This window comes from Citrobacter sp. Cf132 (genome assembly GCF_030333885.1).
Taxonomy (GTDB): Bacteria; Pseudomonadota; Gammaproteobacteria; order Enterobacterales; family Enterobacteriaceae; genus Citrobacter; species Citrobacter freundii.
On the sequence record NZ_JAOWFA010000051.1, the window covers coordinates 196,444 to 219,225 of the forward strand.

The window sequence follows — 22,782 nt, forward strand, 5'->3', positions numbered from 1 at the left end:
GCTCAGAACGTCGCCATTAACTTGAGGAACTCCTGCTATGTCTCATGAACAAGTCGTTTCATTCCGGCACAACAGCTGGCAAGTTGCCGCCACTCTCCGCTTACCTGAGGGATTTGATGCCAACCAGAAATACCCGGCGATTGTTTGCGCCCATCCTATCAGCAGTTGTAAAGAACAGACATCCGGCGCAGTCTACGGCCAGAAGCTGACTGAAGCTGGATTTATTACTCTTGCTTTCGATGCCTCTACCCAGGGTGAAAGTGGGGGTGAACCACGCTTTAGCGAAAATCCATCCACCCGCGTGGAAGACTTTCGCTGCGCGATAGACTATCTGGTGACTTTAGCCTACGTGGATGAAGATCGTATTGGGGTTTTAGGCGTTTGTGGCGGCGGTGGATATGCCGTTAGCGCCGCTACCATTGATCACCGTTTCAAAGCCGTTGCCACTGTGGTTGCCGCCAATTATGGGCGCATTATGCGTGAGGGGGATTCCAGTCCGGATGCCGCGCTCAGAACGATTGACGCGCTGGGTAAACAACGTACTGCTGAAGCTCGGGGAGCCGCTGCTCTTGTTGTCGGTTATATTCCTGACAATGCAGAAGCGTTGGCGAATGCGAACATCAACGATATCGACCTCATTGAGGCAGTTGATTACTACACGACCCCGCGCGGGCAAAAGCCAGGCTCGCCTAACAAACTGCGACTTACCAGCACCGCACCGGCCTTAAACTGGGATGCTTTTGCCTTTACGGAAAAGCTACTGATACAGCCATTACATATTGTTATTGGCGATGTTCCTGGTGGTTTTGGTTCTTATCGCGACGGTTATGAACTTTATCAGCGCGCGCGCTCCGTTGAGAAGACGCTGCAGGTTGTGAAAGGGGTATCTCACTATGATCTGTATGATCGTCCGGAAGCGACTGCACAAGCGCTGTCGGAGATTATTCCATTCTTTAATAAACATTTAGGCACATAAGTGGCATAACCTTTTGTTTACGCGCATTCTTAGCCATTACCCGGCCGTGCAAGCCATGGTCGGGTGTTAAAAATTGGCCTCATTCTGCTGCCTGGAAGCGAGAAAAAAGTCAGCGCTAATCTCTGAAATAATAATCCAGGTGTCGAGCCATTCTGCAGAGCATAGTAAACGTCAGATTCGTGCCAGAAGCGGACGTTAATGCTCTGAATGAATACCGGAGCTGCTCAGCTCAGTATCAGGATGTGATAAAGGAGCCAGTATCATTTTGGCAACCGATATGGCGGATGAAATAGTCAGTTCCAGTATTCGTATTTCGCTGTTATGACGGCTTTATATTTGTCCACATCCTGTTTACCCGTCTGATCGACTGGGACAATCATGATGTTCATATTGGCGCGTGTGCATTCTCCATGCGAGTTCCACTCCTCGCACGTGGACAGGTTTTTTTCGATGGTGAAATAGGTCTGGGTCTTGCTCAGGGTCAGCTCACGGCCCTCGTTATCATAGGTATACTCTTCTATGGTTGAGGGGGACTGGGTTTTGATCAGGCGATGATTGTCATCATAGCTGTATACAATCGTATTGTTATCTATCGGCAAACTTCCTTTGCTTACCATCCTTGCCAGCAACCCTGATGAATTGAAAACGTAATCTATTTTGCTCACTGTGGTTTTGTCTTTATCTTCTGCTTTTGTGGCCGCGATAGTCGAGCGTGTAACTGCGTGGCTGATTAATCCTTTATTGTTAAGCAGGTACATTCCCTCCAGAGTCTGCTGGTATAGCTGTGTGGTCTTCTTACTGTTGTTATCGACTATGACCCCGTTTGCATCCATCTGGATGCGCCAGCCAAAGTCCGTTCTGTTCAGCTGAATTTCATTGGTAGCCGTGAATACTGCTTTCGGGCCTCTTGAGGTTTTGACCTCTTTTACACTGCCGCCAATTAGCTCACCGCACTGACTGAAGTTGCCTTGAACCGATGCACGAAGATACCCATCAGGACTATCAATAGTCATTTCAACCGATTTGGGGATTTCTGTTCTTGTCTGCTGGCTCATGAGAATGAAGTTGTTCAGTTTGTTTTTAGCGATGGTTTCCGCTGTGCATTGTGCTGCATAAGTCTGGAACGTGCAGAGGGATAAGAGAGTAATAAACAGATTTTTATTATTGAAAAGCATTATTTGTTGTCCTCAGGAACCGATCAATTATCTGAATGAACCATTTAGCTTGCCAGGAAAGAGGGCCTTTTCTATGGACAGGTCGAAATCGAGGATCGCCTCATCTGTATGTAGCAGCACAGGAAACTGTGCCTTTAGGCTCAACAATCGGCACGTCTTCCCAACACGGATGAAACAATGCACGATTCCAGTCCGGCCTGAGACGACCACGTTTTTTAAAGCGCTCACTATTACATGCAAGCCTGTTGCGCGTGTGATTCGACTCACTTGTCAATCAATGGCTTCACTGTAATCTGGCGACATGCTTTGTACAAGAACGTCTGCTCCTCGCTCAAAGTTGCCCCTCAGCTCCACGCCAGCTGCTGAACAAACGCATCCGTGTAAGTGCACAATTTTCATGTGGCACTAAAGCAGTGTGTTCCCATCGACATTCAGTCAGCTTTATACGCCTGCCACTCGCGCCAGACATTCTCAGGATCAATATCGCGGTAGCCACGCTCTCTGATTATATCCTCGGCTGCTTCGGCCGGCAGGCGGATGGCTGTAGCGCCATCGCGAATGGACTCAACCTCATCGCGGGTCAATTCCCGTCCTATGTCCTGTTCTTTATCAATCAGGACTACGATCAACGCAGGGATAAAAACAATCTTCATACTGACAAGCCTCTGAAATATTCGCATCCCACTGTATCACTGACAGTTTTGATATAATTCAGTAATCGTCAATTTATTACCAGGATGGGAATCATTCATGACATTACAAATCCGTGGCCACACCGGCCGACGCGATGTTGCTTAATGCGCTGGGCTACCGCACGCACTTTGAACAAAAGGCACTGGAGCTTCGCTTATATGTCTACGGAGATAACAGGCGTGCGATTCGTGCTTATGAGCGATGTGGTTTCACTGAATCTCCGTATGCCATTATGAAAGTGGGTTTATAGCTTCCCCAAATACAGTACTCCTAATGCTCCGCCTGAAATCAGAACACTCCTGACAGGCCACGATTCCACCAGATTCAGATTTTTCATTCATCTTATTTTTCATGTTGCCATCAGATGAGGGAGATAATCGTTTTCACTTCCCGTCTGTCGCGGTAATCTCATAACGGTCGTTAATATTGCGACTGCAATGTGTGTAACCCAACTCAAATACTAATAACTAAAAAACAGTACAGACAGGATAACTATGGATTCCACCCTCACCTCCACGGGTCCCCAACAGGACGCCTCTTCGCTTAACCGCGCCCGACGCGCTGCGCTTGGCAGCTTCGCGGGTGCCGTGGTCGACTGGTATGATTTTCTGCTTTATGGCATTACTGCCGCACTGGTCTTTAACCGCGAGTTCTTCCCGCAGGTCAGCCCAGCGATGGGGACACTTGCCGCATTTGCTACCTTTGGCGTCGGATTTTTGTTCCGTCCGTTAGGCGGGGTGATCTTCGGCCACTTCGGCGATCGTCTGGGCCGTAAACGTATGCTGATGCTTACCGTCTGGATGATGGGTATTGCCACTGCGCTGATCGGGATTATTCCCTCTTTTGACACCATTGGCTGGTGGGCTCCTGTGCTGCTGGTGACACTACGCGCCATTCAGGGATTCGCCGTTGGCGGTGAATGGGGCGGCGCAGCGTTGCTCTCGGTCGAAAGCGCGCCGAAAAATAAAAAAGCCTTCTACAGCAGCGGCGTCCAGGTTGGTTACGGCGTCGGACTGTTACTTTCTACCGGTCTGGTCTCGCTGATTAGCTCGCAAACCACCGATGAGCAGTTCCTGAGTTGGGGCTGGCGTATTCCATTCCTGTTCAGCATCGTGCTGGTATTGGGCGCGTTGTGGATGCGTAACCGAATGGATGAATCGGCCGAATTCGAACAGCAGCAGCAGGCACCGCAACCAGAGAAAAAGAGACTACCGGTAGTCGAGGCATTAATCCGTCATCCAGGTGCGTTTTTGAAAATTATCGCTCTGCGCCTGTGTGAACTGCTGACGATGTATATCGTCACCGCGTTTGCCCTTAATTACTCCACGCAGAATCTGGGTTTACCTCGTGAACTGTTTCTGAATATCGGCTTGTTGGTGGGTGGACTGAGCTGTCTGACCATCCCCTGCTTTGCCTGGCTCGCCGACCGCTTTGGTCGCCGGCGCGTTTACATTACTGGCGCACTGGTCGGGACGCTTAGCGCATTCCCGTTCTTTATGGCGTTAGAAGCGCAATCCATTTTCTGGATCGTGTTCTTCGCGATTATGTTGGCCAACATTGCACACGATATGGTGGTCTGCGTACAGCAGCCTATGTTTACCGGTTTGTTTGGCGCAAGCTATCGTTACAGCGGCGCAGGCGTTGGTTATCAGGTAGCAAGCGTAGTTGGCGGCGGTTTTACCCCCTTCATTGCTGCTGCACTGGTAACATTCTCCGGCGGAGACTGGCACAGTGTAGCCATTTATCTGATGGCGGGTTGTCTTATTTCCGCGACTACAGCATTGCTGATGCGGGATAAGCAGCACGGTTAAGCCAGGGTGCGGAGGCCGTCCGGTCTTCGCACAATCTTCCTCAACGTCTGACTTTTGTTTCACATTCCTGTGACATACTATCGGGAGAGCAGTACATCTGTGGAACAAGGAGACAGACATGAACAATAAGGGCTCCAGCCTGACCCCGGCTCAGGCACTGGATAAACTGGACGCGCTGTACGAGCAGTCGGTTAAAGCACTGCGTAGCGCCATTGGTAAGTATATTGAAACAGGGACGCTCCCTGATGTAATCGCCCGCCATAACGGTCTTTTTGTTTACCCATCACTGTGTGTCACCTGGGATGGCATCGCCACCAATCCCCCGAAAACCCGAGCCTATGGTCGTTTTACCCATGCGGGCAGCTACACCACTACGATTACCCGCCCGTCGCTTTTTCGTCCGTATCTTGAAGAACAGCTCACGCTGCTGTATCAGGATTATGATGCGCATATCTCCGTCGAGCCGTCGCAGCATGAAATCCCCTATCCCTATGTGATTGACGGTTCAGAACTGACGCTGGATCGCTCAATGAGCGCCGGATTAACGCGCCATTTCCCCACCACTGAATTGTCGCAGATTGGTGACGAAACGGCAGACGGGATTTTTCATCCGGCGGAATTTTCTCCGCTGTCTCACTTCGATGCCCGACGCGTGGATTTTTCGCTGGCGCGACTACGTCATTACACGGGAACGCCGGTTGAACATTTTCAACCTTTTGTGCTGTTCACCAACTACACCCGCTACGTCGATGAGTTTGTGCGTTGGGGTTGCAGCCAGATCCTCGACCCGGACAGCCCATATATCGCGCTTTCTTGTGCGGGCGGGATCTGGATCACCGCCGAAACCGAAGCGCCAGAAGAAGCCATCTCCGATCTCGCCTGGAAGAAACACCAGATGCCCGCCTGGCATTTAATCACGGCTGACGGTCAGGGGATCACGCTGGTCAATATCGGCGTTGGCCCGTCTAACGCCAAAACCATTTGCGATCATCTGGCCGTACTGCGCCCTGACGTCTGGCTGATGATTGGTCACTGCGGTGGTCTGCGTGAAAGCCAGGCGATTGGCGACTATGTTCTGGCCCACGCTTATCTGCGTGACGATCACGTTCTGGATGCCGTACTACCGCCGGATATTCCGATTCCGAGCATTGCGGAAGTACAACGCGCCCTGTATGACGCCACCAAAGAAGTCAGCGGTATGCCCGGTGAAGAAGTTAAACAGCGCTTGCGTACCGGTACTGTCGTCACCACCGACGATCGTAACTGGGAGCTACGCTATTCCGCTTCTGCGCTGCGTTTCAACCTCAGTCGCGCGGTGGCTATCGATATGGAAAGCGCCACCATCGCCGCTCAGGGATACCGTTTCCGCGTTCCGTACGGCACGCTGCTGTGCGTTTCCGACAAGCCGCTGCACGGTGAGATCAAACTACCTGGTCAGGCCAACCGTTTTTATGAAGGTGCTATTTCTGAGCATCTGCAAATAGGTATCCGGGCTATCGATCGTCTGCGTGCTGAAGGCGACCGACTGCACTCCCGTAAATTACGTACATTCAACGAACCGCCGTTCCGTTAAGACCTGAAGGTTAACTATGCACAACTCAACTCCTCTTTCCGCCCTGCGCAACCTGCTGATAGCGCAGGGGCTGGATGGCATGATTGTTCCGCGCGCCGACGCTCATCAAAGCGAAGATTGTACGCCGCATGACAATAAACTGGCCTGGCTGACCGGATTTAGCGGCTCTGCCGGCCTCGCGTTGGTCCTTCGGGATCGCGCGTTAATGTTTGTCGATGGACGCTATCAGGTCCAGGTACGCAATGAAGTCTCGCTGGATGATTTTGAAATTCATCATTTACACGATGAACCGCTGGCCGACTATTTGCAGTCTCACGTTGCAGCGGGTACACGTATCGGCTTTGAACCGCTGCTGATGGTCAACAGCCAGTTTGAAGCCTTGTCGGCAACTCATTGCGAGCTGGTACCTCTTGAGCAAGATCCTTTTGACCAGGTGTGGCTTGACCGACCGGCAGCCCCCTGCGGCATCATTCGTGAAATGCCCATTGAAATCAGCGGGGAAAACAGCACGCAAAAGCGTGCCCGCGTCGTGGAACAACTCGCTCAACATGAGGCTGACGTACTGGCAATTACCCTGCCGGATAACATTGCCTGGCTGTTGAATGTACGCGGTTCAGATCTGGCTATGGTGCCAGTACCGTTTTCGTTTGCCCTGCTCCATCGCAGCGGTGAGCTGGAATGGTTTGTGGATAGCAACAAAACGCAGCAACTCCCCGTATCACTGCTGAACACGCTCACGCTGGCCCCGCAAGAGAGTTTCCTGGTACGTTGCCAGCAACTGGCCAGTGGGAAACGCTTCCTGGTCGATAAAGACTACGCCCCGGTTGCGTTGCATTTTGCCATTGAAGAACACGGTGGCAACGTCTTATGGGCCCCTGATCCCATCACCTTGATGAAAGCCCACAAAAATGACGTTGAACTGGCGGGCTATCGGGAATGCCATGAACAAGATGGCGCAGCCTGGGTTAATTTCCTTGCCTGGCTGGCCCATGAAGTCCCTTTGCGCGAAGCGGCTGGCAATCCGGTCACCGAACTGGAAGCCCAGGCAAAGCAACTGGAATTTCGCCAGCAGCAGCCGGGATTTATTGAGCAAAGCTTCAGCACGATATCGGCCTCTGCCAGCAATGCGGCGATGTGTCATTACCACTCCAGTGAAAAAACCAATACGCCAATTACCTCGCAGGCCATGTATCTGAATGATTCCGGCGGCCAGTACCACAATGGTACGACGGATACGACGCGTACCTTCGCGTTTGGTCCACAGGATCCGCAACGTCGTCTGCATTACACCGCCGTGCTGAAAGGCTTTTTGTCGCTTATTTCACTGCAGTTTCCCAGCGGCACTCAGGGCCATCAACTGGATGCCTTTAGCCGTCGGGCGTTGTGGGATTTAGGTCTGGATTTTGATCATGGAACAGGACACGGCGTAGGCCACCAGTTGCTTATCCATGAACAACCCCATCGCATTGCCAAGAAAGTAAACCCCTGGCCTCTGGTCGCGGGCAATATCATCACTATCGAACCGGGTTACTATCTGGCCGGGCAATATGGGATCCGTATTGAGAACCAGGTGGAAATAATCAACAGCCGCCCTGGCTTCTGTCGTTTCTCAACGCTGACGCTGGTGCCGATTGATTTGAATCTGGTTGAACTGCATCTGTTGAGTGAAGCTGAAAAGCAATGGATTGATGATTACCACCAGCAGGTCAGAGAGACGTTATCCCCTCGCGTGAATGCAGAGGCTCGTCCGTGGCTGTTCGCCGTCACCGCGCCGATTCGCGTTCAGGCTAATTAATGCAATAAAAAAGGCAGCCCGTAGGCTGCCTTAGTTCTCCCCAATTTCTTACTGCTTAGCTGTTACGGATGTACTCATCCATTTCAGTTTTCAGGTTATCGGACTTAGTACCGAAAATCGCCTGAACACCGGAACCAGCTACCACAACGCCCGCCGCACCCAGTTTCTTCAGGCCAGCCTGATCCACTTTGGCAACGTCAGCCACGCTGACACGCAGACGGGTGATACACGCATCAAGGTTAGTGATGTTTTCTTTACCGCCGAACGCCGCAACCAGAGCCGGAGCCATTTCGCCTGACGCACCTGCTTTGCTGTCTTCGGTGGCATCTTCACGACCCGGAGTTTTCAGGTCCAGCGCTTTGATCAGCACACGGAAGATGGTGTAGTAAACAATCGCATAACCGATACCGACAATCGGGAACAGCCACAGTTTGCTGCTGTTACCGGAAAGAACGATAAAGTCGATCAGACCGTGGGAGAACGACGTACCGTCACGCATACCCAGCAGGATACAGATCGGGAATGCCAGACCAGCCAGAATCGCGTGGATGATGTACAGGATCGGCGCCACGAACATGAAGGAGAACTCGATCGGCTCGGTAATACCGGTCAGGAACGAGGTCAGCGCCGCGGAGATCATGATACCGCCCACTTTCGCGCGGTTTTCTGGTTTAGCAGAGTGCCAGATAGCGATAGCAGCCGCCGGCAGACCGTACATTTTGAACAGGAAGCCACCGGACAGTTTGCCCGCCGTCGGGTCACCCGCCATATAGCGAGGGATGTCGCCGTGGAACACCTGACCTGCAGCGTTGGTGTATTCACCGATCTGCATCTGGAATGGAACGTTCCAGATATGGTGCAGACCAAACGGCACCAGGCAGCGTTCAATGAAGCCATAGATACCGAACGCCACGACCGGGTTCTGGTATGCAGCCCACTGGGAGAACGTCTGAATAGCAGTACCGATTGGTGGCCAAATGAAGGACAGAACCACACCTGTGAAGATAGCAGCCAGACCAGAAATGATAGGAACGAAGCGCTTACCCGCAAAGAAGCCAAGATACTCAGGCAATTTAATACGGTAGAAGCGGTTGAACATATACGCTGCAATCGCACCGGAGATAATCCCCCCGAGAACACCCGTATCAGCAAGGTGTTTAGCTGCGATCTCTTCAGCAGGTAAATGCAGAACCAGCGGCGCAACTACAGCCATGGTCTTAACCATGATGCCGTAAGCAACAACGGATGCCAGTGCAGATACACCGTCATTATTAGTGAAGCCTAATGCAACACCGATAGCAAAAATCAGCGGCATGTTCGCAAAAACAGAACCGCCCGCTTCTGCCATTACGTGCGATACAACGGCTGGCAGCCAGCTGAAGTTAGCGGAACCGACGCCCAGCAGGATACCTGCAATTGGGAGTACGGATACCGGCAGCATCAGCGATTTACCGACCTTTTGCAGGTTAGCAAATGCATTCTTAAACATAATTAGGAGTGCTCCTGAGTATTTGTGCTTTTCTACGTTCTCACGCATTAGCGAGGGGGGAGAACCTCGCCGTGTACAGGGCATCTAAGTACCCTTTATTTATTACACAGAGTAAAATAATTCAGTTTGTTTTTGTTTGACGGCTATCACAGTTCAGTCGTGAATGGCCGCAAAATCCGCACATTCCGATAAAATGCGTTTCTGAATGTGTCAAGCTGGTTATTCACCGCCCATTTTGTGGCGGTGAACTTTACTCGCATTAGTGATTAATTACGAGCTTTAAAAAAAGTCAGTTAACGAACAGATTGCAGGCGAGAAGCGTCGATGTGAAACAGGCGGGCAAAGTTATCAGTGGTTGCCTGCGCCAGTTCTTCAACGGCAACACCTTTCACTACGGCCATGTACTCTGCAACGTCACGAGTCATGGCGGGCTGGTTCTCTTTTCCACGATGCGGTACAGGCGCAAGGTAGGGAGAATCCGTCTCGACCAATAACCGGTCCAGAGGAACATAGCGGGCGGCATCACGGAGCTGCTCTGCATTTCGGAACGTGACGATGCCGGAAAACGAGATATAGAATCCAAGGTCCAGTAATTTGCCCGCCGTTTCTCTGTCCTCTGTAAAACAGTGTAGTACGCCGCCACAATCCGTCACTTTTTCTTCGCGCAGAATAGACAGCGTGTCGGCTCGCGCATCGCGGGTATGCACGATAACTGGCTTCTGTAACTCACGGCCAATCTGAATATGGTGGATAAAAGATTCCTGCTGGCGCACCTTTGTTTCCGGCGTGTAAAAATAGTCCAGCCCGGTTTCTCCCATCGCCACAACCCCCTCTTCGGCGGCAAAACGACGCAGCTCCTCAACATCATAGGTTTCATCCTGATTTAACGGATGCACGCCGCAGGAAAAAACCACATTGTCACGCTCACCAACCAGTTCACGCATACTGCGGTATCCTGGCAAGGTGGTTGCAACGGCAAGACAGAATTTCACATCGCGTGCGGCCGCTTTCGCCAGCACGTCGTCCACGTCCTTATGCAGAGATTGATAATCCAGGCCATCAAGATGGCAGTGTGAGTCGACTAAAAACATAATGTCTCTCTCAAAGATGGGGAACAGGCAGTACGGTGCCTGGTTGCAGGTAATGCTCAATACGAAGAATAAGATCGGTTAATACCAGCTCGCGGTTTACGCCCGTCACGTTCAGCAACTGCTGACGGCAATGACAAACGTCACCGAGTATCGCCTGTATCTGGGCAACGGATAACCGTTCTGCGATGGAAGATATCAGGTCCAGGGCATCGGGATTGGTTAAATGGGCAATCCCATACGGACGTTTCAACGCATCCGTAAACAACGTTGCCAGCCAGTGTAAACGGGCGGCAGCCTGATCGTGGTTTAACGCCGCGAGCAAGATATACCAATCACCGGCGTTTAATGTATTCACCAGTGCCGCACAAAAATCTGTACGGTGTGCCCAGCTTTCAGCCTGTAACAGCGTGAGTGCCGCGCCTGGCGAACCGGCACTTAGACGTAACGCGCTAAGCAGCGCTTCTGACGACGCAGTCACTTCACGAGCAAGCCAGGAGATAGCATACGACTCCGGAGGTGGCGCAAGATGATGTAACCGACAACGGCTGCGTAATGTCGCCAGCAAACGAGCTGGCTCTGTGCTGGCGAGGAAAAACCAGGTCTGTGCCGGGGGTTCTTCCAGCGTTTTCAACAGGGCATTGGCGGCAGCATCGGTTAACTGGGCGGCATCAGGGATCCACACGACCTTCGCACCGCCGAGACGCGAATGCTCGTACAGCTTTTCACTGACTTCGCGTACAGCATCAACCCCCAGCGTGCTTTTGCCTTTTTCCGGCAGCAGCGAATAGTAGTCAGGGTGTGTCCCCGCCTGCATCAGCTGACAGCCACGGCACTGTCCGCAGCTTTTATGTCCTTCCGGCTGCTGGCACATTAAATAGCGGCTGAGGGCGTAAATAAGCGCGTCGTCGCCCATTCCGGGTAACGCCTGAATCAGTAACGCATGGTGACCACGACCCGCCTGGTAGCTGGCCACCAGTTTTTCAAAATCCGGTCGTAACCATGGGTACCATTTCATGCGCCCTGCTCCTTCACCCATTGGGTGATGGTATTGCGAATATCAGCCATCACAGCCTCCAGCGGCTGCGTAGCGTCTATAGTGCGAATGCTGGCGTCTTTGGCAGCCAGCTCAAGATAGCGCGCGCGGGTACGATTAAAGAAATCGAAAGATTCCTGCTCAATACGATCCAGCTCGCCGCGTGCGCGTGCACGCTTCAACCCGACTTCTGGCGTCACATCCAGATAGATAGTCAGGTCCGGGCGAAAATCGCCGAGCACTGCATCGCGCAGGGTTGCCAGCATGTATTGATCGATACCACGTCCACCACCCTGATACGCCTGGGTAGACAGATCGTGACGATCGCCAATTACCCACGCGCCTTTCGCCAGCGCAGGTTTAATAACGGTTTCGACCAGCTGTACGCGCGCGGCGTAAAACATCAGAACTTCGGCTTTGTCAGTGATAACCTCGTCACCCACCGACTTAATGTCCAGCACCAGGCTTCTTAGTTTCTCAGCCAGCTGCGTGCCGCCAGGTTCGCGGGTGAAAACCATGTCGCGAATACCGAGTTGCTCAAGTGTCTCTACCACTACGTTACGCGCGGTGGTTTTTCCGGCGCCTTCCAGGCCCTCGATGACGATATAGTTACTGCCCATTTTTTTCCTTAAGCACTTTCAGGTAATCCTGCACGGACCGGTTGTGGCTGGCAAGATTGGTGTTAAACGTGTGGCCACCTTTACCGTCAGCCACAAAATAAAGATACGGCGTTTTTGCCGGATGTGCCGCGGCCTGCAATGATGCCTCTCCCGGCATGGCAATCGGGCCAGGTGGCAGTCCTGTAATGGTATAGGTGTTATAAGCGGTCGGGCTGTCTAAATCCACGCGCGACAATTTGCCATTATACCGTGACCCCATACCGTAAATCACCGTCGGATCGGTTTGTAAACGCATACCGATACGTAAACGGTTAACAAACACCGAAGCAACCTGGTCACGCTCGCTGGCAACCGCAGTCTCTTTTTCAATAATAGAAGCCATGGTTACCAGCTGGTTTTTGTCCTGATAAGGCAGGCCGTCAGCTCGCCCTTCCCAGACAGTATCCACCGCTTTAACCATTTTCTGATGCGCGCGTTTTAGCAACGCTACGTCAGTAGTATTGGCGGTATACATCCAGGTATCTGGCCAGAACCAACCTTCCACCCATTGCGGGTTTTCCAGCTTCAGCGCCTGGGCCACGGTCTCATAGCTATCGTCGCTTAACGTATGTTTGATATACGGGGCATCGCGCAGCTGTTTCAGGTAATCGCTTAGGCGCATCCCTTCAACCAGACGTAACGGGAACTGCGCCTCTTTTCCGCTTTCCAGCAGTTGCAGCATATCCCGAACCGTCATGTCGGGTGTAAAACGGTAGGTTCCGGCCTTAAAATGCGACAGTTCGGGTTCCACACGCAGCAGCCATTGGAACACGCGCGGACGGTTAATAACCTTGTCCGCATACAGCTGTTCGCCAAGGGCCAGGCGGCCCGTCCCCGCTTTCAGCGTAAAAATCGTCTCTTCTTTAATCAATAATTTACTGTCCGCCAGATGGCGAACTTTCCACATTCCCACTCCCGCGGCAATGCCCAGCACAACCAGCAATAACAGGACAACAAGTAACAGTTTTTTCATGACTAATTCGGGTGCTCACAAAGTGGGGCTAAAAAATCGAATAACAAACGTGAAGACAGCAATGTGTCGCCACAGGCACACACGGGAATAATGGGCATTAACGCGTTACAGACGACGATTTCATCAGCCTGCATAACCTCCTCCAACCCGGCATACACTTCGACAATACTGAATGGCGATTGTGCCAGCATCCGGATACAGAATTGTCGCATAATGCCGTTTACTCCGGCCTGATCCAGGCGGGGCGTGTAAACCACATCACCTTTACGCCAGAACAAATTAGCCGCACAGCATTCCGTAACCCATCCCTCGCTGTCAAGAACCAGTGCTTCATCTGCGTCCGTCTGTTCAAGATGAGAGCGAATCAACACCTGCTCCAGTCGATTCAGATGTTTAAGCCCGGCAAGCAGTGGATTACGTCCCAGACGTACTGGGCTTAGCGCCAGCATAATGCCATCTTGCCGCCAACGATCGTAATGAACGGGCCAGGCTGAAACGGAGAGGATGCGTGTGGCGCTGTGACAACTTTTGCCACTGTAGCCCCGGCCTCCACTGCCACGGCTGATAATCACTTTCAACACCCCGCGTACGTGCCCTTTCGCCAGCATTTTCATTTCATTTTGCAGCTCGGACCAATTTTCAAAAGAGATCAGCAGTTTTTGGCAAGCGTCTTGTAAACGCTCAAGATGCGCTGCAAAGAGAGAGATTTCGCCGTCGATAATACAGGCAGTGGTAAAACAGCCATCACCAAATTGGGTCGCTCGATCGCTTGCTAACAGCATATTCTGCTCGCAGCCATTAATTAAGAACATGGTGGCTCCTTATTTCTGGTCCGCTAGTTTGGCAGGATGAGTAACACAGGACAAGGGCGGAAAACCGAATAAAAAAAGGCCCGACAAGCGGACCTTTTCAATTTGCTATCGATGCTAGCGCATCTCCTAACGGGCTTAAATCTTTTTAAAGATCAAAGAGCCGTTGGTACCACCGAAGCCAAAGGAGTTACACAGTGCATACTCCAGACCACTAACCTGACGCGCTTCGTGAGGTACGAAGTCCAGATCACAACCTTCATCCGGGTTATCCAGGTTGATGGTTGGCGGAATAGCCTGATCGCGCAGCGCCAGAATAGAGAAAATAGACTCTACCGCGCCCGCCGCACCCAACAGGTGTCCGGTCATAGATTTGGTGGAGCTTACCATTACACGGCTTGCCGCATCACCAAAGACAGATTTCACTGCCTGGGTTTCTGCTTTATCGCCTGCAGGCGTAGACGTACCATGCGCGTTGACATAGCCAATCTGACCCGCTTCGATAGCGGCATCACGCAGCGCGTTGACCATTGCCAGCGCAGCGCCTGCACCGTTTTCCGGTGGTGACGTCATGTGGTAAGCATCACTGCTCATACCGAAGCCAACGACTTCAGCATAGATTTTTGCACCGCGCGCTTTCGCATGTTCGTACTCTTCCAGTACAACCATGCCTGCGCCGTCGCCCAGCACAAAGCCATCACGTTCTTTGTCCCACGGACGGCTTGCCGCTTGCGGGTTATCATTACGTGTAGACAGCGCACGTGCCGCGCCAAAACCACCCACGCCCAGCGGCGTACTGGCTTTTTCTGCACCACCCGCAACCATCGCGTCCGCATCGCCGTATGCAATGATACGTGCAGCATGACCGATGTTATGCACGCCTGAAGTACAGGCGGTTGCGATGGAGATGCTTGGCCCTTGCAGGCCGTACATGATGGTCAGGTGACCTGCCACCATGTTAACAATCGTCGACGGAACGAAGAACGGGCTGATCTTACGCGGTCCACCATTTACCAGAGAGGTATGGTTTTCTTCGATAAGACCGAGACCGCCAATACCAGAGCCGATAGCGGCGCCAATACGGTGGGCGTTCTCTTCCGTTATTTCGAGGCCAGAATCCTGCATGGCCTGAACGCCAGCGACAATTCCATATTGAATGAAAGCATCCATCTTGCGCTGTTCTTTGCGCGAGATAATGTCTTCACAGTTAAAATCCTTTACTAAGCCAGCAAATTTCGTTGCATAGGCGCTAGTATCGAAATGGTCGATCAGGCTGATGCCACTCTGACCGGCAAGGAGAGCTTTCCAGGTAGACTCTACGGTATTGCCGACAGGAGACAACATGCCCAGTCCGGTCACAACTACACGACGCTTAGACACGGTTGTCCTCCAGGGAGGGAAAATAATTCAAGTGGGATAAAAAGATAAAACTCAGGCGGTCGAATGACCGCCTGGAGATGTTCACTTACGCCTGGTGGCCGTTGATGTAATCAATGGCAGCCTGAACGGTAGTGATTTTCTCAGCTTCTTCGTCCGGAATCTCAGTATCAAACTCTTCTTCCAGAGCCATTACCAGCTCAACGGTGTCAAGAGAATCTGCGCCCAGGTCTTCAACGAAGGAAGCATTGTTGGTTACTTCTTCCTGCTTAACGCCCAGCTGTTCGCCGATAATTTTCTTAACGCGTTCTTCGATAGTGCTCATACTCTTAAATTTCCTATCAAAACTCGCTTTCGCGATGGTTTTCGTAGTGTATAAAATGTTGAAAAATTTGCAACTAAATCCCGGCAGGTCTTACCACGATTTTGCGCTATTTTGAGGCCATTCACCCTAATAACGCAAATATTTTTCAATCGTGGTTAAACCATGTACATCCCGCCGTTGACGTGCAAAGTCTCACCTGTGATGTAACTTGCTTCGTCAGAAGCTAAAAATGCAACCGCACTGGCGATTTCCTGAGCGCCGCCAAGGCGACCCGCAGGAACCTGCGCCAGAATACCCGCACGCTGATCATCAGACAGCGCACGCGTCATGTCCGTTTCAATAAAGCCCGGAGCAACAACGTTTACAGTAATGCCACGAGACGCAACTTCGCGCGCCAGTGATTTACTGAAGCCGATCAGACCCGCTTTCGCCGCAGCGTAGTTAGCCTGACCCGCATTTCCCATGGTACCAACCACAGAACCGATAGTGATAATACGCCCATGACGCTTTTTCATCATAGCTCGCATTACCGCTTTTGACAGACGGAAAACAGATGACAGGTTGGTTTCGATGATATCGTTCCACTCGTCATCTTTCATGCGCATTAACAGGTTATCACGAGTAATCCCGGCATTATTGACCAGGATATCGACTTCACCAAATTCTGCGCGAATATTTTCCAGAACAGATTCGATAGATGCAGGATCGGTCACATTCAACATCAGACCTTTACCATTTGCACCTAAATAATCGCTAATGGCCTGCGCGCCGCTTTCGCTGGTAGCAGTACCGATAACTTTCGCGCCACGGGCAACGAGTGTCTCAGCAATTGCGCGGCCAATGCCACGGCTTGCACCGGTAACCAGCGCGATTTTTCCTTCAAAACTCATGGTCTTCCTCTTTTATTGCTCTAGCGCCGCAGACAGTGCCGCCGGCTCATTCAGTGCCGAAGCAGTCAGGGTGTCAACAATACGTTTCGTCAAACCGGTCAGAACTTTACCCGGACCGACTTCATACAGGTGCTCTACGCCCTGGGATGCCATAAATTCAACGGTTTTAGTCCACTGAACCGGGCTATACAGCTGACGAACCAACGCATCGCGAATTGCATCTGCCGTGGTTTCACACTTCACATCGACGTTGTTCACGACCGGAACAGTCGGCGCGTTAAAGGTGATTTTCTGCAGCTCAACGGCCAGTTTTTCAGCAGCAGGCTTCATCAGCGCACAGTGAGACGGCACGCTAACTGGCAGTGGCAGAGCACGTTTCGCACCCGCAGCTTTACAGGCAGCGCCCGCACGTTCAACCGCTTCTTTATGACCCGCGATAACCACCTGGCCTGGCGAGTTGAAGTTAACCGGAGAAACAACCTGACCTTCTGCTGACTCTTCACATGCTTTAGCGATAGACGCATCATCAAGACCGATAATCGCTGACATACCGCCAGTGCCTTCTGGTACAGCTTCCTGCATGAACTTACCGCGCAGTTCTACCAGACGTACGGCATCAGCAAATGCGATCACGCCTGCGCAGACCAGCGCAGAATATTCGCCCAGGCTGTGACCCGCCATCAGCGCAGGTGTTTTACCACCCTGCTGCTGCCATACGCGGTAAAGCGCGACAGATGCGGTCAACAGCGCTGGCTGCGTCTGCCAGGTTTTATTCAGTTCTTCGGCCGGACCCTGCTGAGTCAACGCCCACAGATCATAGCCCAGCGCAGCTGATGCTTCAGCAAATGTTTCTTCAACAATTGGGTAGTTTGCTGCCATTTCAGACAACATCCCAACGGTCTGGGAACCCTGCCCCGGAAACACAAATGCAAATTGCGTCATGTTTAAATCCTTATACTAGAAACGAACCAGCGCGGAGCCCCAGGTGAATCCACCCCCGAAGGCTTCAAGCAATATCAACTGCCCAGCTTTAATACGCCCGTCGCGGACGGCTTCGTCCAGCGCGCACGGTACGGAGGCAGCAGAGGTATTACCATGTCTGTCGAGCGTCACGACAACATTATCCATCGACATACCCAGCTTTTTCGCCGTCGCGCTGATAATGCGCAGGTTAGCCTGATGCGGTACCAGCCAGTCCAGCGCAGAACGGTCGAGATTATTGGCTTCCAGCGTTTCATCAACGATGTGCGCAAGCTCGGTCACCGCGACTTTAAATACTTCGTTACCCGCCATCGTCAGATGAATCGGGTTTTCTGGGTTCACGCGATCGGCGTTAGGCAGCGTCAACAGTTCGCCATAGCGACCGTCAGCGTGCAGATGCGTGGAGAGAATGCCTGGCTCTTCTGATGCGCTCAGTACAACCGCGCCCGCCCCATCACCGAAAATGATGATCGTTCCGCGATCGGTTGGATCACAGGTGCGCGCCAGAACATCAGAGCCAACGACCAGAGCATGCTTAACTGCGCCAGATTTAACATACTGGTCGGCAACGCTCAGGGCGTAAGTGAAACCAGCGCAAGCGGCTGCAACGTCAAACGCCGGACAGCCTTTGATCCCTAGCATACTTTGGATCTGGCACGCCGCGCTTGGAAATGCGTGAGTGGATGATGTGGTAGCAACCACAATCAGACCAATTTGCTCTTTGTCGATGCCCGCCATTTCAATCGCACGGTTTGCGGCGGCAAAGCCCATCGTCGCAACTGTTTCATTTGGCGCTGCAATATGGCGTTCACGGATACCTGTACGAGTGACGATCCACTCATCAGATGTCTCAACCATTTTTTCCAAATCGGCGTTAGTACGCACTTGTTCAGGCAGATAGCTGCCAGTACCAATAATCTTCGTATACATGTACGCTCAGTCACTTTTTGGTTATATACCGCCACGAGCAAATCGCTGATACGTTGGCCACATTCACAAACGCACCGTTATCTGTGTGCTCGTGAGGTTGCGCTTTCGCCACCGTCCAGCAGTTCGAATCCAGCTGGGTATACAGATTCCAGGCGAGCGGCAATTCGCTGAGGAACTTGTCGCTGCACCGCCTGCACTGCCTGTTCAATCGCGACTTCAAATGCTCGCTGATTGGCCGCACCATGACTCTTAATCACCGTGCCGCGCAATCCTAACAGACAGGCGCCATTATACTGGTCGGGGTTGAGGTGACTAAATCGCCTTGTCAGGCTTTTTTGTAACCAACGTTTTAATAACAGAAGCCACCACGACCGTTTTTTGCCCTCACCCTGAGATTTCAGCAGTGAAAGGAACATTCTGACAACACCTTCCATCGTCTTTAATGTGACATTACCTGTAAAGCCGTCACAGACCAACACATCGGTTTTGCCAGTCAGTAACTCATTGGCTTCAAGATAGCCGATATAATTAATGGAAGGGATTGTTTTTAGCACAGCTGAAGCATCTCGAATACTGTCGAGACCTTTCGTTTCTTCTTCGCCGATGTTGAGTAACGCTACGCGAGGATTGGCAATGCCAACAACCTCTTCTGCCAGCACGGAACCCATGACGGCAAATTGCACCAACATCGTGCTATCACAATCTACGTTGGCGCCCAAATCCAACACCACCGTTTTGCCCTTTTGCTGATGCGGTAACACCGTCACCAACGCCGGACGCTCAATCCCCTCAAGGGGTTTGAGCAATAACTTCGCAAGTCCCATCAGTGCGCCCGTATTACCGGCGCTGACACAAGCTTGTGCCTGACCTTCTTTCACGAGCTCCAGGGCAACACGCATTGAGCTTCCACGACTGGCGCGAATAGCTTGCGAGGGCCGGGCATCACTGGCAATAACTGACTGAGCAGGGATAATCTGCAGACGCGAACGTTGTTCGAAGTCAGCTTTGGCAAGTAATGGCGTGATTGTATCGGGATCCCCGACTAAAAGAAGTGTGAGTTGCGAATTAGAATTCAGTGCCTGCAATGCTGCAGGCACTGTCACGGTAGGGCCAAAATCTCCCCCCATGACATCTAACGCCAGGGTTAGACGTGTCAAGGTATCGTCGCTGCCCGGTTAGGTGTTTCCCCAGTTACCCGGGGAAAGCCTCACTAAGCTTCATCACGCGTTCACTCTTTGTCTTTCTCACCAGGGGTAGGAAAGCCATTGAGTCATGCGTGATTACTTAGCGATTACCTTACGGCCACGGTAGAAACCGTCGGCAGTGATGTGGTGACGCAGGTGTTGTTCACCAGAAGTTTTGTCTACAGACAGGCTGGTGACTGCGGTCAGAGCGTCATGAGAACGACGCATGCCACGTTTGGAACGGGTTGGTTTATTCTGTTGTACGGCCATGGACCTTACTCCTCAATTACTTACGCTTTAAGCTGGCTAATACGGCAAATGGGTTTGGTTTTTGCGCTTCATCAGGCAATTCGCCAAAGACCATGTCCGCCTCGGACACTTCACAGTGTTCAGAATCATGCACCGGAACTACCGGCAAGGAGAGGATAATCTCATCTTCAACCATTGCAAGCAGATCGATTTCACCGAATTCGTTAACCTCAATCGGCTCATACGCTTCCGGGAGTGCTTCAGCCTGCTCGTCAGAACGGACAGGACTAAAACAATATGTTGTGTGAACATGAAGTGGGAACGGTTTCCCGCAACGCTGACATTCGAGCGTAACCGATACCTTCGCATCACCGGTTATAACGGCGAGACGCTGGTTATCGATAGCGAACGACATGGAGCATTCCACATCACTGTCCACACTGACTACAGAATCGGCGACGCGCTCAACCAGATCAGAAGTATAGATACCTTCATAATCGAGGCGTTTTTGAGCCGTACGAACCGGATCAAGAGTCAGGGGTAATTTTACCTTTTGCATAGGGCGCGCATATTAACTTTGTAACGTCATATAGTCAAAGAAAAAGGCAGCCTGTGGTTGCCTTTTGCCAATAATTCGCACACATTGCGGGTCATCGACTTAAAATCGCTCAAGACAAGCCACTACAGCCAGCTTGTAGGTCGAAGTCCATAGTTTAAAATGGCTCTCATCAATACGCTATATGCGAGGGAAAAAATATGCCTCAACTTATTCTTGCTTCCACCTCTCCCTGGCGTCGCGCTTTACTCGAAAAACTGGCAATTCCGTTCGAATGCGCAGCACCAGAGGTTGATGAAACACCATTACCAGGCGAGGCGCCGCGTCATCTGGTGTTGCGACTGGCGCAGCAAAAAGCACAATCACTCGCCCACCGTTATCCCTCGCATCTGATTATTGGCTCCGATCAAATTTGTGTTCTTGATGGTGAAATAACCGGTAAACCATTAACAGAAGAAAATGCGCGCCAACAGTTACTCAAAGCCCGTGGCAATATTGTGACGTTTTACACCGGACTGGCGCTCTATAATTCTGCGACCGGACATTTACAAACTGAAGTAGAACCTTTTGACGTCCATTTCCGTCATTTAAGCGAGGCGGAAATTGACGATTATCTGCGCAAAGAGCGTCCGCTCCATTGTGCAGGTAGTTTCAAAAGTGAAGGGTTAGGTATTGCACTCTTTGAACGCCTGGAGGGTCGTGACCCAAATACCTTGATAGGTTTGCCGCTGATCGCGTTGTGTCAAATGCTGCGGCGGGAAGAAATGAACCCGTTGAACGCCTGATTAATCTGCATGATGTCGACGCGATGCGTCTTATCAGGCCTACGGTCCATCACACGATTGTAGGCCTGATAAGCAACGCGCATCAGGCTTTGCTGCGTAATACCTCGAGGCAGCGCTTCAACTGCTTATCCATTGGCGCTTCAATACGCATCACTTCTCCCGTACCCGGATGAGTAAACTTCAACGCTGCGGCATGCAGGAAAAGTCGGTTCAACCCCGTATCCGCCACTTGCTTATCGAACTCACGGTCACCGTAGCGATCGTCAAAAGCAATTGGATGACCGGCATACTGGGTATGCACACGGATCTGGTGCGTACGTCCGGTCACCGGGCTACAGCGCACAAGTGTGGCAAACGCATAGCGCTCTTCCACTTTAAAACGTGTTTCTGACGGTTTGCCTTCCTGATTCACCCGCACGATACGCTCACCGCTTTGCAGAATGTTCTTTAACAGCGGCGCCTGCACGGTTTTGACATGCGACTGCCATTGGCCACGAACCAGCGCGAGGTAATCTTTCTGCATGCCTTTTTCACGCAGTTGTTCATGCAATGAACGCAAGGCTGAGCGTTTTTTGGCAACCAGCAGCACACCGGAGGTATCCCGGTCGAGGCGATGCACCAGCTCAAGGAAACGCGCTTCCGGACGCAACGCACGTAATCCTTCAATGACGCCAAAGCTTAACCCGCTTCCGCCATGCACGGCCGTACCTGAAGGTTTGTTAAGCACCAGAATGTGGTCATCTTCATATAAAATGACATCGGTCAGCGCCGCAACCTTCTGCAGGTTTGGCGAAATGGCCTCTTCTTCACGTTCAGCGACACGCACAGGTGGAATACGCACAATATCCCCATCTTCGAGTTTGTACTCGGGTTTAATGCGTTTTTTATTCACCCGCACTTCGCCTTTACGCAAAATGCGATAAATCATACTTTTCGGCACGCCCTTAAGCTGGGTGCGCAAAAAGTTGTCGATGCGTTGCCCTGCTTCGTCGGCAGTAATGGCAACTGTTTTTACGGCTGGAGTCTCTGTTTTCATGGGGGCCGATTTTAAATAGCCATCAAGATTCGCGCCACACATTTTTCTATGCTTATATTAACTGCTATACCTTATTACTTAAGTTTGACATAGCCGATTTGGTGGTTATTAAAGCAATCACTACGCGGAAGTGAAAAAACTGTGAGTAACCGGGTGATAAATGGCAAAAGTCATCTTGCTATAACAAGGTTAGCAGTGGAATAATGCGGTTGTTTCCGTGTTGAATCTTGTTAAAACAAGAACTTTTCCGGAATGACCCAATTTTGCCCGACCGATCATCAACGCAGCAATGGCGTAAGACGTATTGATCTTTCAGGCAGTTAGCGGGCTGCGGGTTGCAGTCCTTACCGGTAAGTGCTCTATGGATTTCACATTGTAGGAAGGCGGCAAGT

The 22,782-nt window shown here is 51.6% G+C and carries 22 protein-coding genes; 5 read left to right on the forward strand and 17 right to left on the reverse strand.

What is annotated here, in order from left to right:
* The first annotated feature begins 37 nt into the window (after nt 1-37).
* Nucleotides 38-976: an alpha/beta hydrolase gene (locus OGV85_RS09755; RefSeq protein ID WP_049016427.1), complete on the forward strand. Its 939-nt coding sequence runs from the start codon at nt 38-40 to the stop codon at nt 974-976.
* 293 nt (nt 977-1,269) lie between these two features.
* Here the strand turns inward: OGV85_RS09755 and OGV85_RS09760 are convergent, their stop codons facing one another.
* The gene (locus OGV85_RS09760) at nt 1,270-2,151 is read right to left on the reverse strand and encodes a hypothetical protein (RefSeq protein ID WP_057063890.1); all 882 of its coding nucleotides are present in this window, start codon (nt 2,149-2,151) and stop codon (nt 1,270-1,272) included.
* A gap of 431 nt (nt 2,152-2,582) precedes the next feature.
* Nucleotides 2,583-2,804 (reverse strand): hypothetical protein, encoded by a 222-nt coding sequence (locus OGV85_RS09765; protein ID WP_003036289.1) that lies wholly within the window; start codon nt 2,802-2,804, stop codon nt 2,583-2,585.
* A gap of 534 nt (nt 2,805-3,338) precedes the next feature.
* Here OGV85_RS09765 and shiA point away from each other — a divergent pair.
* The 3 genes from shiA (at nt 3,339) to OGV85_RS09780 (ending at nt 8,023) form a co-directional block, all read left to right on the forward strand.
* The gene (shiA, locus tag OGV85_RS09770) at nt 3,339-4,655 is read left to right on the forward strand and encodes a shikimate transporter (RefSeq protein WP_003036285.1); all 1,317 of its coding nucleotides are present in this window, start codon (nt 3,339-3,341) and stop codon (nt 4,653-4,655) included.
* A 118-nt stretch (nt 4,656-4,773) separates the two neighbouring features.
* Nucleotides 4,774-6,228, forward strand: a complete 1,455-nt coding sequence (locus OGV85_RS09775) for an AMP nucleosidase (RefSeq protein WP_016149940.1) — start codon at nt 4,774-4,776, stop codon at nt 6,226-6,228.
* A 16-nt stretch (nt 6,229-6,244) separates the two neighbouring features.
* Complete coding sequence (locus OGV85_RS09780) at nt 6,245-8,023, forward strand: aminopeptidase P family protein (protein WP_061547858.1); 1,779 nt, start codon at nt 6,245-6,247, stop codon at nt 8,021-8,023.
* A gap of 55 nt (nt 8,024-8,078) precedes the next feature.
* On the opposite strand, the gene ptsG is transcribed toward OGV85_RS09780, so the two are convergent.
* The 14 genes from ptsG to yceD all read right to left on the reverse strand — a co-directional run bounded on the left by ptsG (nt 8,079) and on the right by yceD (nt 20,572).
* On the reverse strand, nt 8,079-9,512 hold the full coding sequence (ptsG, locus tag OGV85_RS09785) for a PTS glucose transporter subunit IIBC (RefSeq protein WP_003036277.1): 1,434 nt from the start codon (nt 9,510-9,512) through the stop codon (nt 8,079-8,081).
* A 293-nt stretch (nt 9,513-9,805) separates the two neighbouring features.
* Nucleotides 9,806-10,603, reverse strand: coding sequence for a metal-dependent hydrolase (locus OGV85_RS09790; protein WP_003036276.1), 798 nt, complete (start codon nt 10,601-10,603; stop codon nt 9,806-9,808).
* 10 nt (nt 10,604-10,613) lie between these two features.
* Nucleotides 10,614-11,618: a DNA polymerase III subunit delta' gene (gene holB / locus OGV85_RS09795; protein ID WP_032948994.1), complete on the reverse strand. Its 1,005-nt coding sequence runs from the start codon at nt 11,616-11,618 to the stop codon at nt 10,614-10,616.
* Nucleotides 11,615-12,256, reverse strand: a complete 642-nt coding sequence (gene tmk, locus OGV85_RS09800; RefSeq protein ID WP_061547857.1) for a dTMP kinase — start codon at nt 12,254-12,256, stop codon at nt 11,615-11,617. The genes holB and tmk overlap by 4 nt, the downstream gene beginning before the upstream one ends.
* Nucleotides 12,246-13,268: a cell division protein YceG gene (gene yceG / locus OGV85_RS09805; RefSeq protein ID WP_032948992.1), complete on the reverse strand. Its 1,023-nt coding sequence runs from the start codon at nt 13,266-13,268 to the stop codon at nt 12,246-12,248. Before yceG ends, tmk begins: the two co-directional genes overlap by 11 nt.
* Nucleotides 13,269-13,270: 2 nt before the next feature.
* Complete coding sequence (gene pabC / locus OGV85_RS09810) at nt 13,271-14,080, reverse strand: aminodeoxychorismate lyase (protein WP_061547856.1); 810 nt, start codon at nt 14,078-14,080, stop codon at nt 13,271-13,273.
* Nucleotides 14,081-14,215: 135 nt separating this feature from the next.
* Entirely contained in the window at nt 14,216-15,457 is a 1,242-nt protein-coding gene (gene fabF / locus OGV85_RS09815; RefSeq protein WP_003036260.1) for a beta-ketoacyl-ACP synthase II, read from the reverse strand.
* Between the two features lie 85 nt (nt 15,458-15,542).
* Nucleotides 15,543-15,779, reverse strand: a complete 237-nt coding sequence (gene acpP, locus OGV85_RS09820) for an acyl carrier protein (RefSeq protein WP_000103754.1) — start codon at nt 15,777-15,779, stop codon at nt 15,543-15,545.
* 155 nt (nt 15,780-15,934) lie between these two features.
* Nucleotides 15,935-16,669 carry a 3-oxoacyl-ACP reductase FabG gene (gene fabG, locus OGV85_RS09825; protein WP_003036255.1) on the reverse strand — a complete coding sequence of 245 codons (735 nt, stop codon included), beginning with the start codon at nt 16,667-16,669 and terminating at the stop codon, nt 15,935-15,937.
* Nucleotides 16,670-16,681: 12 nt separating this feature from the next.
* Nucleotides 16,682-17,611, reverse strand: a complete 930-nt coding sequence (gene fabD / locus OGV85_RS09830; protein WP_008320343.1) for an ACP S-malonyltransferase — start codon at nt 17,609-17,611, stop codon at nt 16,682-16,684.
* Between the two features lie 15 nt (nt 17,612-17,626).
* Nucleotides 17,627-18,580: a beta-ketoacyl-ACP synthase III gene (fabH, locus tag OGV85_RS09835; RefSeq protein WP_003832181.1), complete on the reverse strand. Its 954-nt coding sequence runs from the start codon at nt 18,578-18,580 to the stop codon at nt 17,627-17,629.
* Nucleotides 18,581-18,657: 77 nt separating this feature from the next.
* Nucleotides 18,658-19,737 carry a phosphate acyltransferase PlsX gene (gene plsX / locus OGV85_RS09840; protein WP_003846798.1) on the reverse strand — a complete coding sequence of 360 codons (1,080 nt, stop codon included), beginning with the start codon at nt 19,735-19,737 and terminating at the stop codon, nt 18,658-18,660.
* 123 nt (nt 19,738-19,860) lie between these two features.
* Nucleotides 19,861-20,034: a 50S ribosomal protein L32 gene (gene rpmF / locus OGV85_RS09845; protein ID WP_003036242.1), complete on the reverse strand. Its 174-nt coding sequence runs from the start codon at nt 20,032-20,034 to the stop codon at nt 19,861-19,863.
* 16 nt (nt 20,035-20,050) lie between these two features.
* Nucleotides 20,051-20,572 carry a 23S rRNA accumulation protein YceD gene (gene yceD / locus OGV85_RS09850; protein ID WP_003036239.1) on the reverse strand — a complete coding sequence of 174 codons (522 nt, stop codon included), beginning with the start codon at nt 20,570-20,572 and terminating at the stop codon, nt 20,051-20,053.
* A 197-nt stretch (nt 20,573-20,769) separates the two neighbouring features.
* On the opposite strand from yceD, the gene OGV85_RS09855 reads away from it, so the two are divergent.
* Nucleotides 20,770-21,354 (forward strand): Maf family protein, encoded by a 585-nt coding sequence (locus OGV85_RS09855; protein ID WP_061547855.1) that lies wholly within the window; start codon nt 20,770-20,772, stop codon nt 21,352-21,354.
* 82 nt (nt 21,355-21,436) lie between these two features.
* On the opposite strand, the gene rluC is transcribed toward OGV85_RS09855, so the two are convergent.
* Nucleotides 21,437-22,390 (reverse strand): 23S rRNA pseudouridine(955/2504/2580) synthase RluC, encoded by a 954-nt coding sequence (gene rluC / locus OGV85_RS09860; RefSeq protein WP_181522598.1) that lies wholly within the window; start codon nt 22,388-22,390, stop codon nt 21,437-21,439.
* Nucleotides 22,391-22,782: the final 392 nt, after the last annotated feature.

Bases quoted from the DNA above. Each gene is read 5' to 3' on its own strand.
- OGV85_RS09755 (WP_049016427.1), top strand. From the start codon at position 38: ATGTCTCATGAACAAGTCGTTTCATTCCGGCACAACAGCTGGCAAGTT.
- OGV85_RS09760 (WP_057063890.1), bottom strand. From the start codon at position 2,151: ATGCTTTTCAATAATAAAAATCTGTTTATTACTCTCTTATCCCTCTGC.
- OGV85_RS09765 (WP_003036289.1), bottom strand. From the start codon at position 2,804: ATGAAGATTGTTTTTATCCCTGCGTTGATCGTAGTCCTGATTGATAAA.
- shiA (WP_003036285.1), top strand. From the start codon at position 3,339: ATGGATTCCACCCTCACCTCCACGGGTCCCCAACAGGACGCCTCTTCG.
- OGV85_RS09775 (WP_016149940.1), top strand. From the start codon at position 4,774: ATGAACAATAAGGGCTCCAGCCTGACCCCGGCTCAGGCACTGGATAAA.
- OGV85_RS09780 (WP_061547858.1), top strand. From the start codon at position 6,245: ATGCACAACTCAACTCCTCTTTCCGCCCTGCGCAACCTGCTGATAGCG.
- ptsG (WP_003036277.1), bottom strand. From the start codon at position 9,512: ATGTTTAAGAATGCATTTGCTAACCTGCAAAAGGTCGGTAAATCGCTG.
- OGV85_RS09790 (WP_003036276.1), bottom strand. From the start codon at position 10,603: ATGTTTTTAGTCGACTCACACTGCCATCTTGATGGCCTGGATTATCAA.
- holB (WP_032948994.1), bottom strand. From the start codon at position 11,618: ATGAAATGGTACCCATGGTTACGACCGGATTTTGAAAAACTGGTGGCC.
- tmk (WP_061547857.1), bottom strand. From the start codon at position 12,256: ATGGGCAGTAACTATATCGTCATCGAGGGCCTGGAAGGCGCCGGAAAA.
- yceG (WP_032948992.1), bottom strand. From the start codon at position 13,268: ATGAAAAAACTGTTACTTGTTGTCCTGTTATTGCTGGTTGTGCTGGGC.
- pabC (WP_061547856.1), bottom strand. From the start codon at position 14,080: ATGTTCTTAATTAATGGCTGCGAGCAGAATATGCTGTTAGCAAGCGAT.
- acpP (WP_000103754.1), bottom strand. From the start codon at position 15,779: ATGAGCACTATCGAAGAACGCGTTAAGAAAATTATCGGCGAACAGCTG.
- fabG (WP_003036255.1), bottom strand. From the start codon at position 16,669: ATGAGTTTTGAAGGAAAAATCGCGCTGGTTACCGGTGCAAGCCGTGGC.
- fabD (WP_008320343.1), bottom strand. From the start codon at position 17,611: ATGACGCAATTTGCATTTGTGTTTCCGGGGCAGGGTTCCCAGACCGTT.
- fabH (WP_003832181.1), bottom strand. From the start codon at position 18,580: ATGTATACGAAGATTATTGGTACTGGCAGCTATCTGCCTGAACAAGTG.
- rpmF (WP_003036242.1), bottom strand. From the start codon at position 20,034: ATGGCCGTACAACAGAATAAACCAACCCGTTCCAAACGTGGCATGCGT.
- yceD (WP_003036239.1), bottom strand. From the start codon at position 20,572: ATGCAAAAGGTAAAATTACCCCTGACTCTTGATCCGGTTCGTACGGCT.
- OGV85_RS09855 (WP_061547855.1), top strand. From the start codon at position 20,770: ATGCCTCAACTTATTCTTGCTTCCACCTCTCCCTGGCGTCGCGCTTTA.
- rluC (WP_181522598.1), bottom strand. From the start codon at position 22,390: ATGAAAACAGAGACTCCAGCCGTAAAAACAGTTGCCATTACTGCCGAC.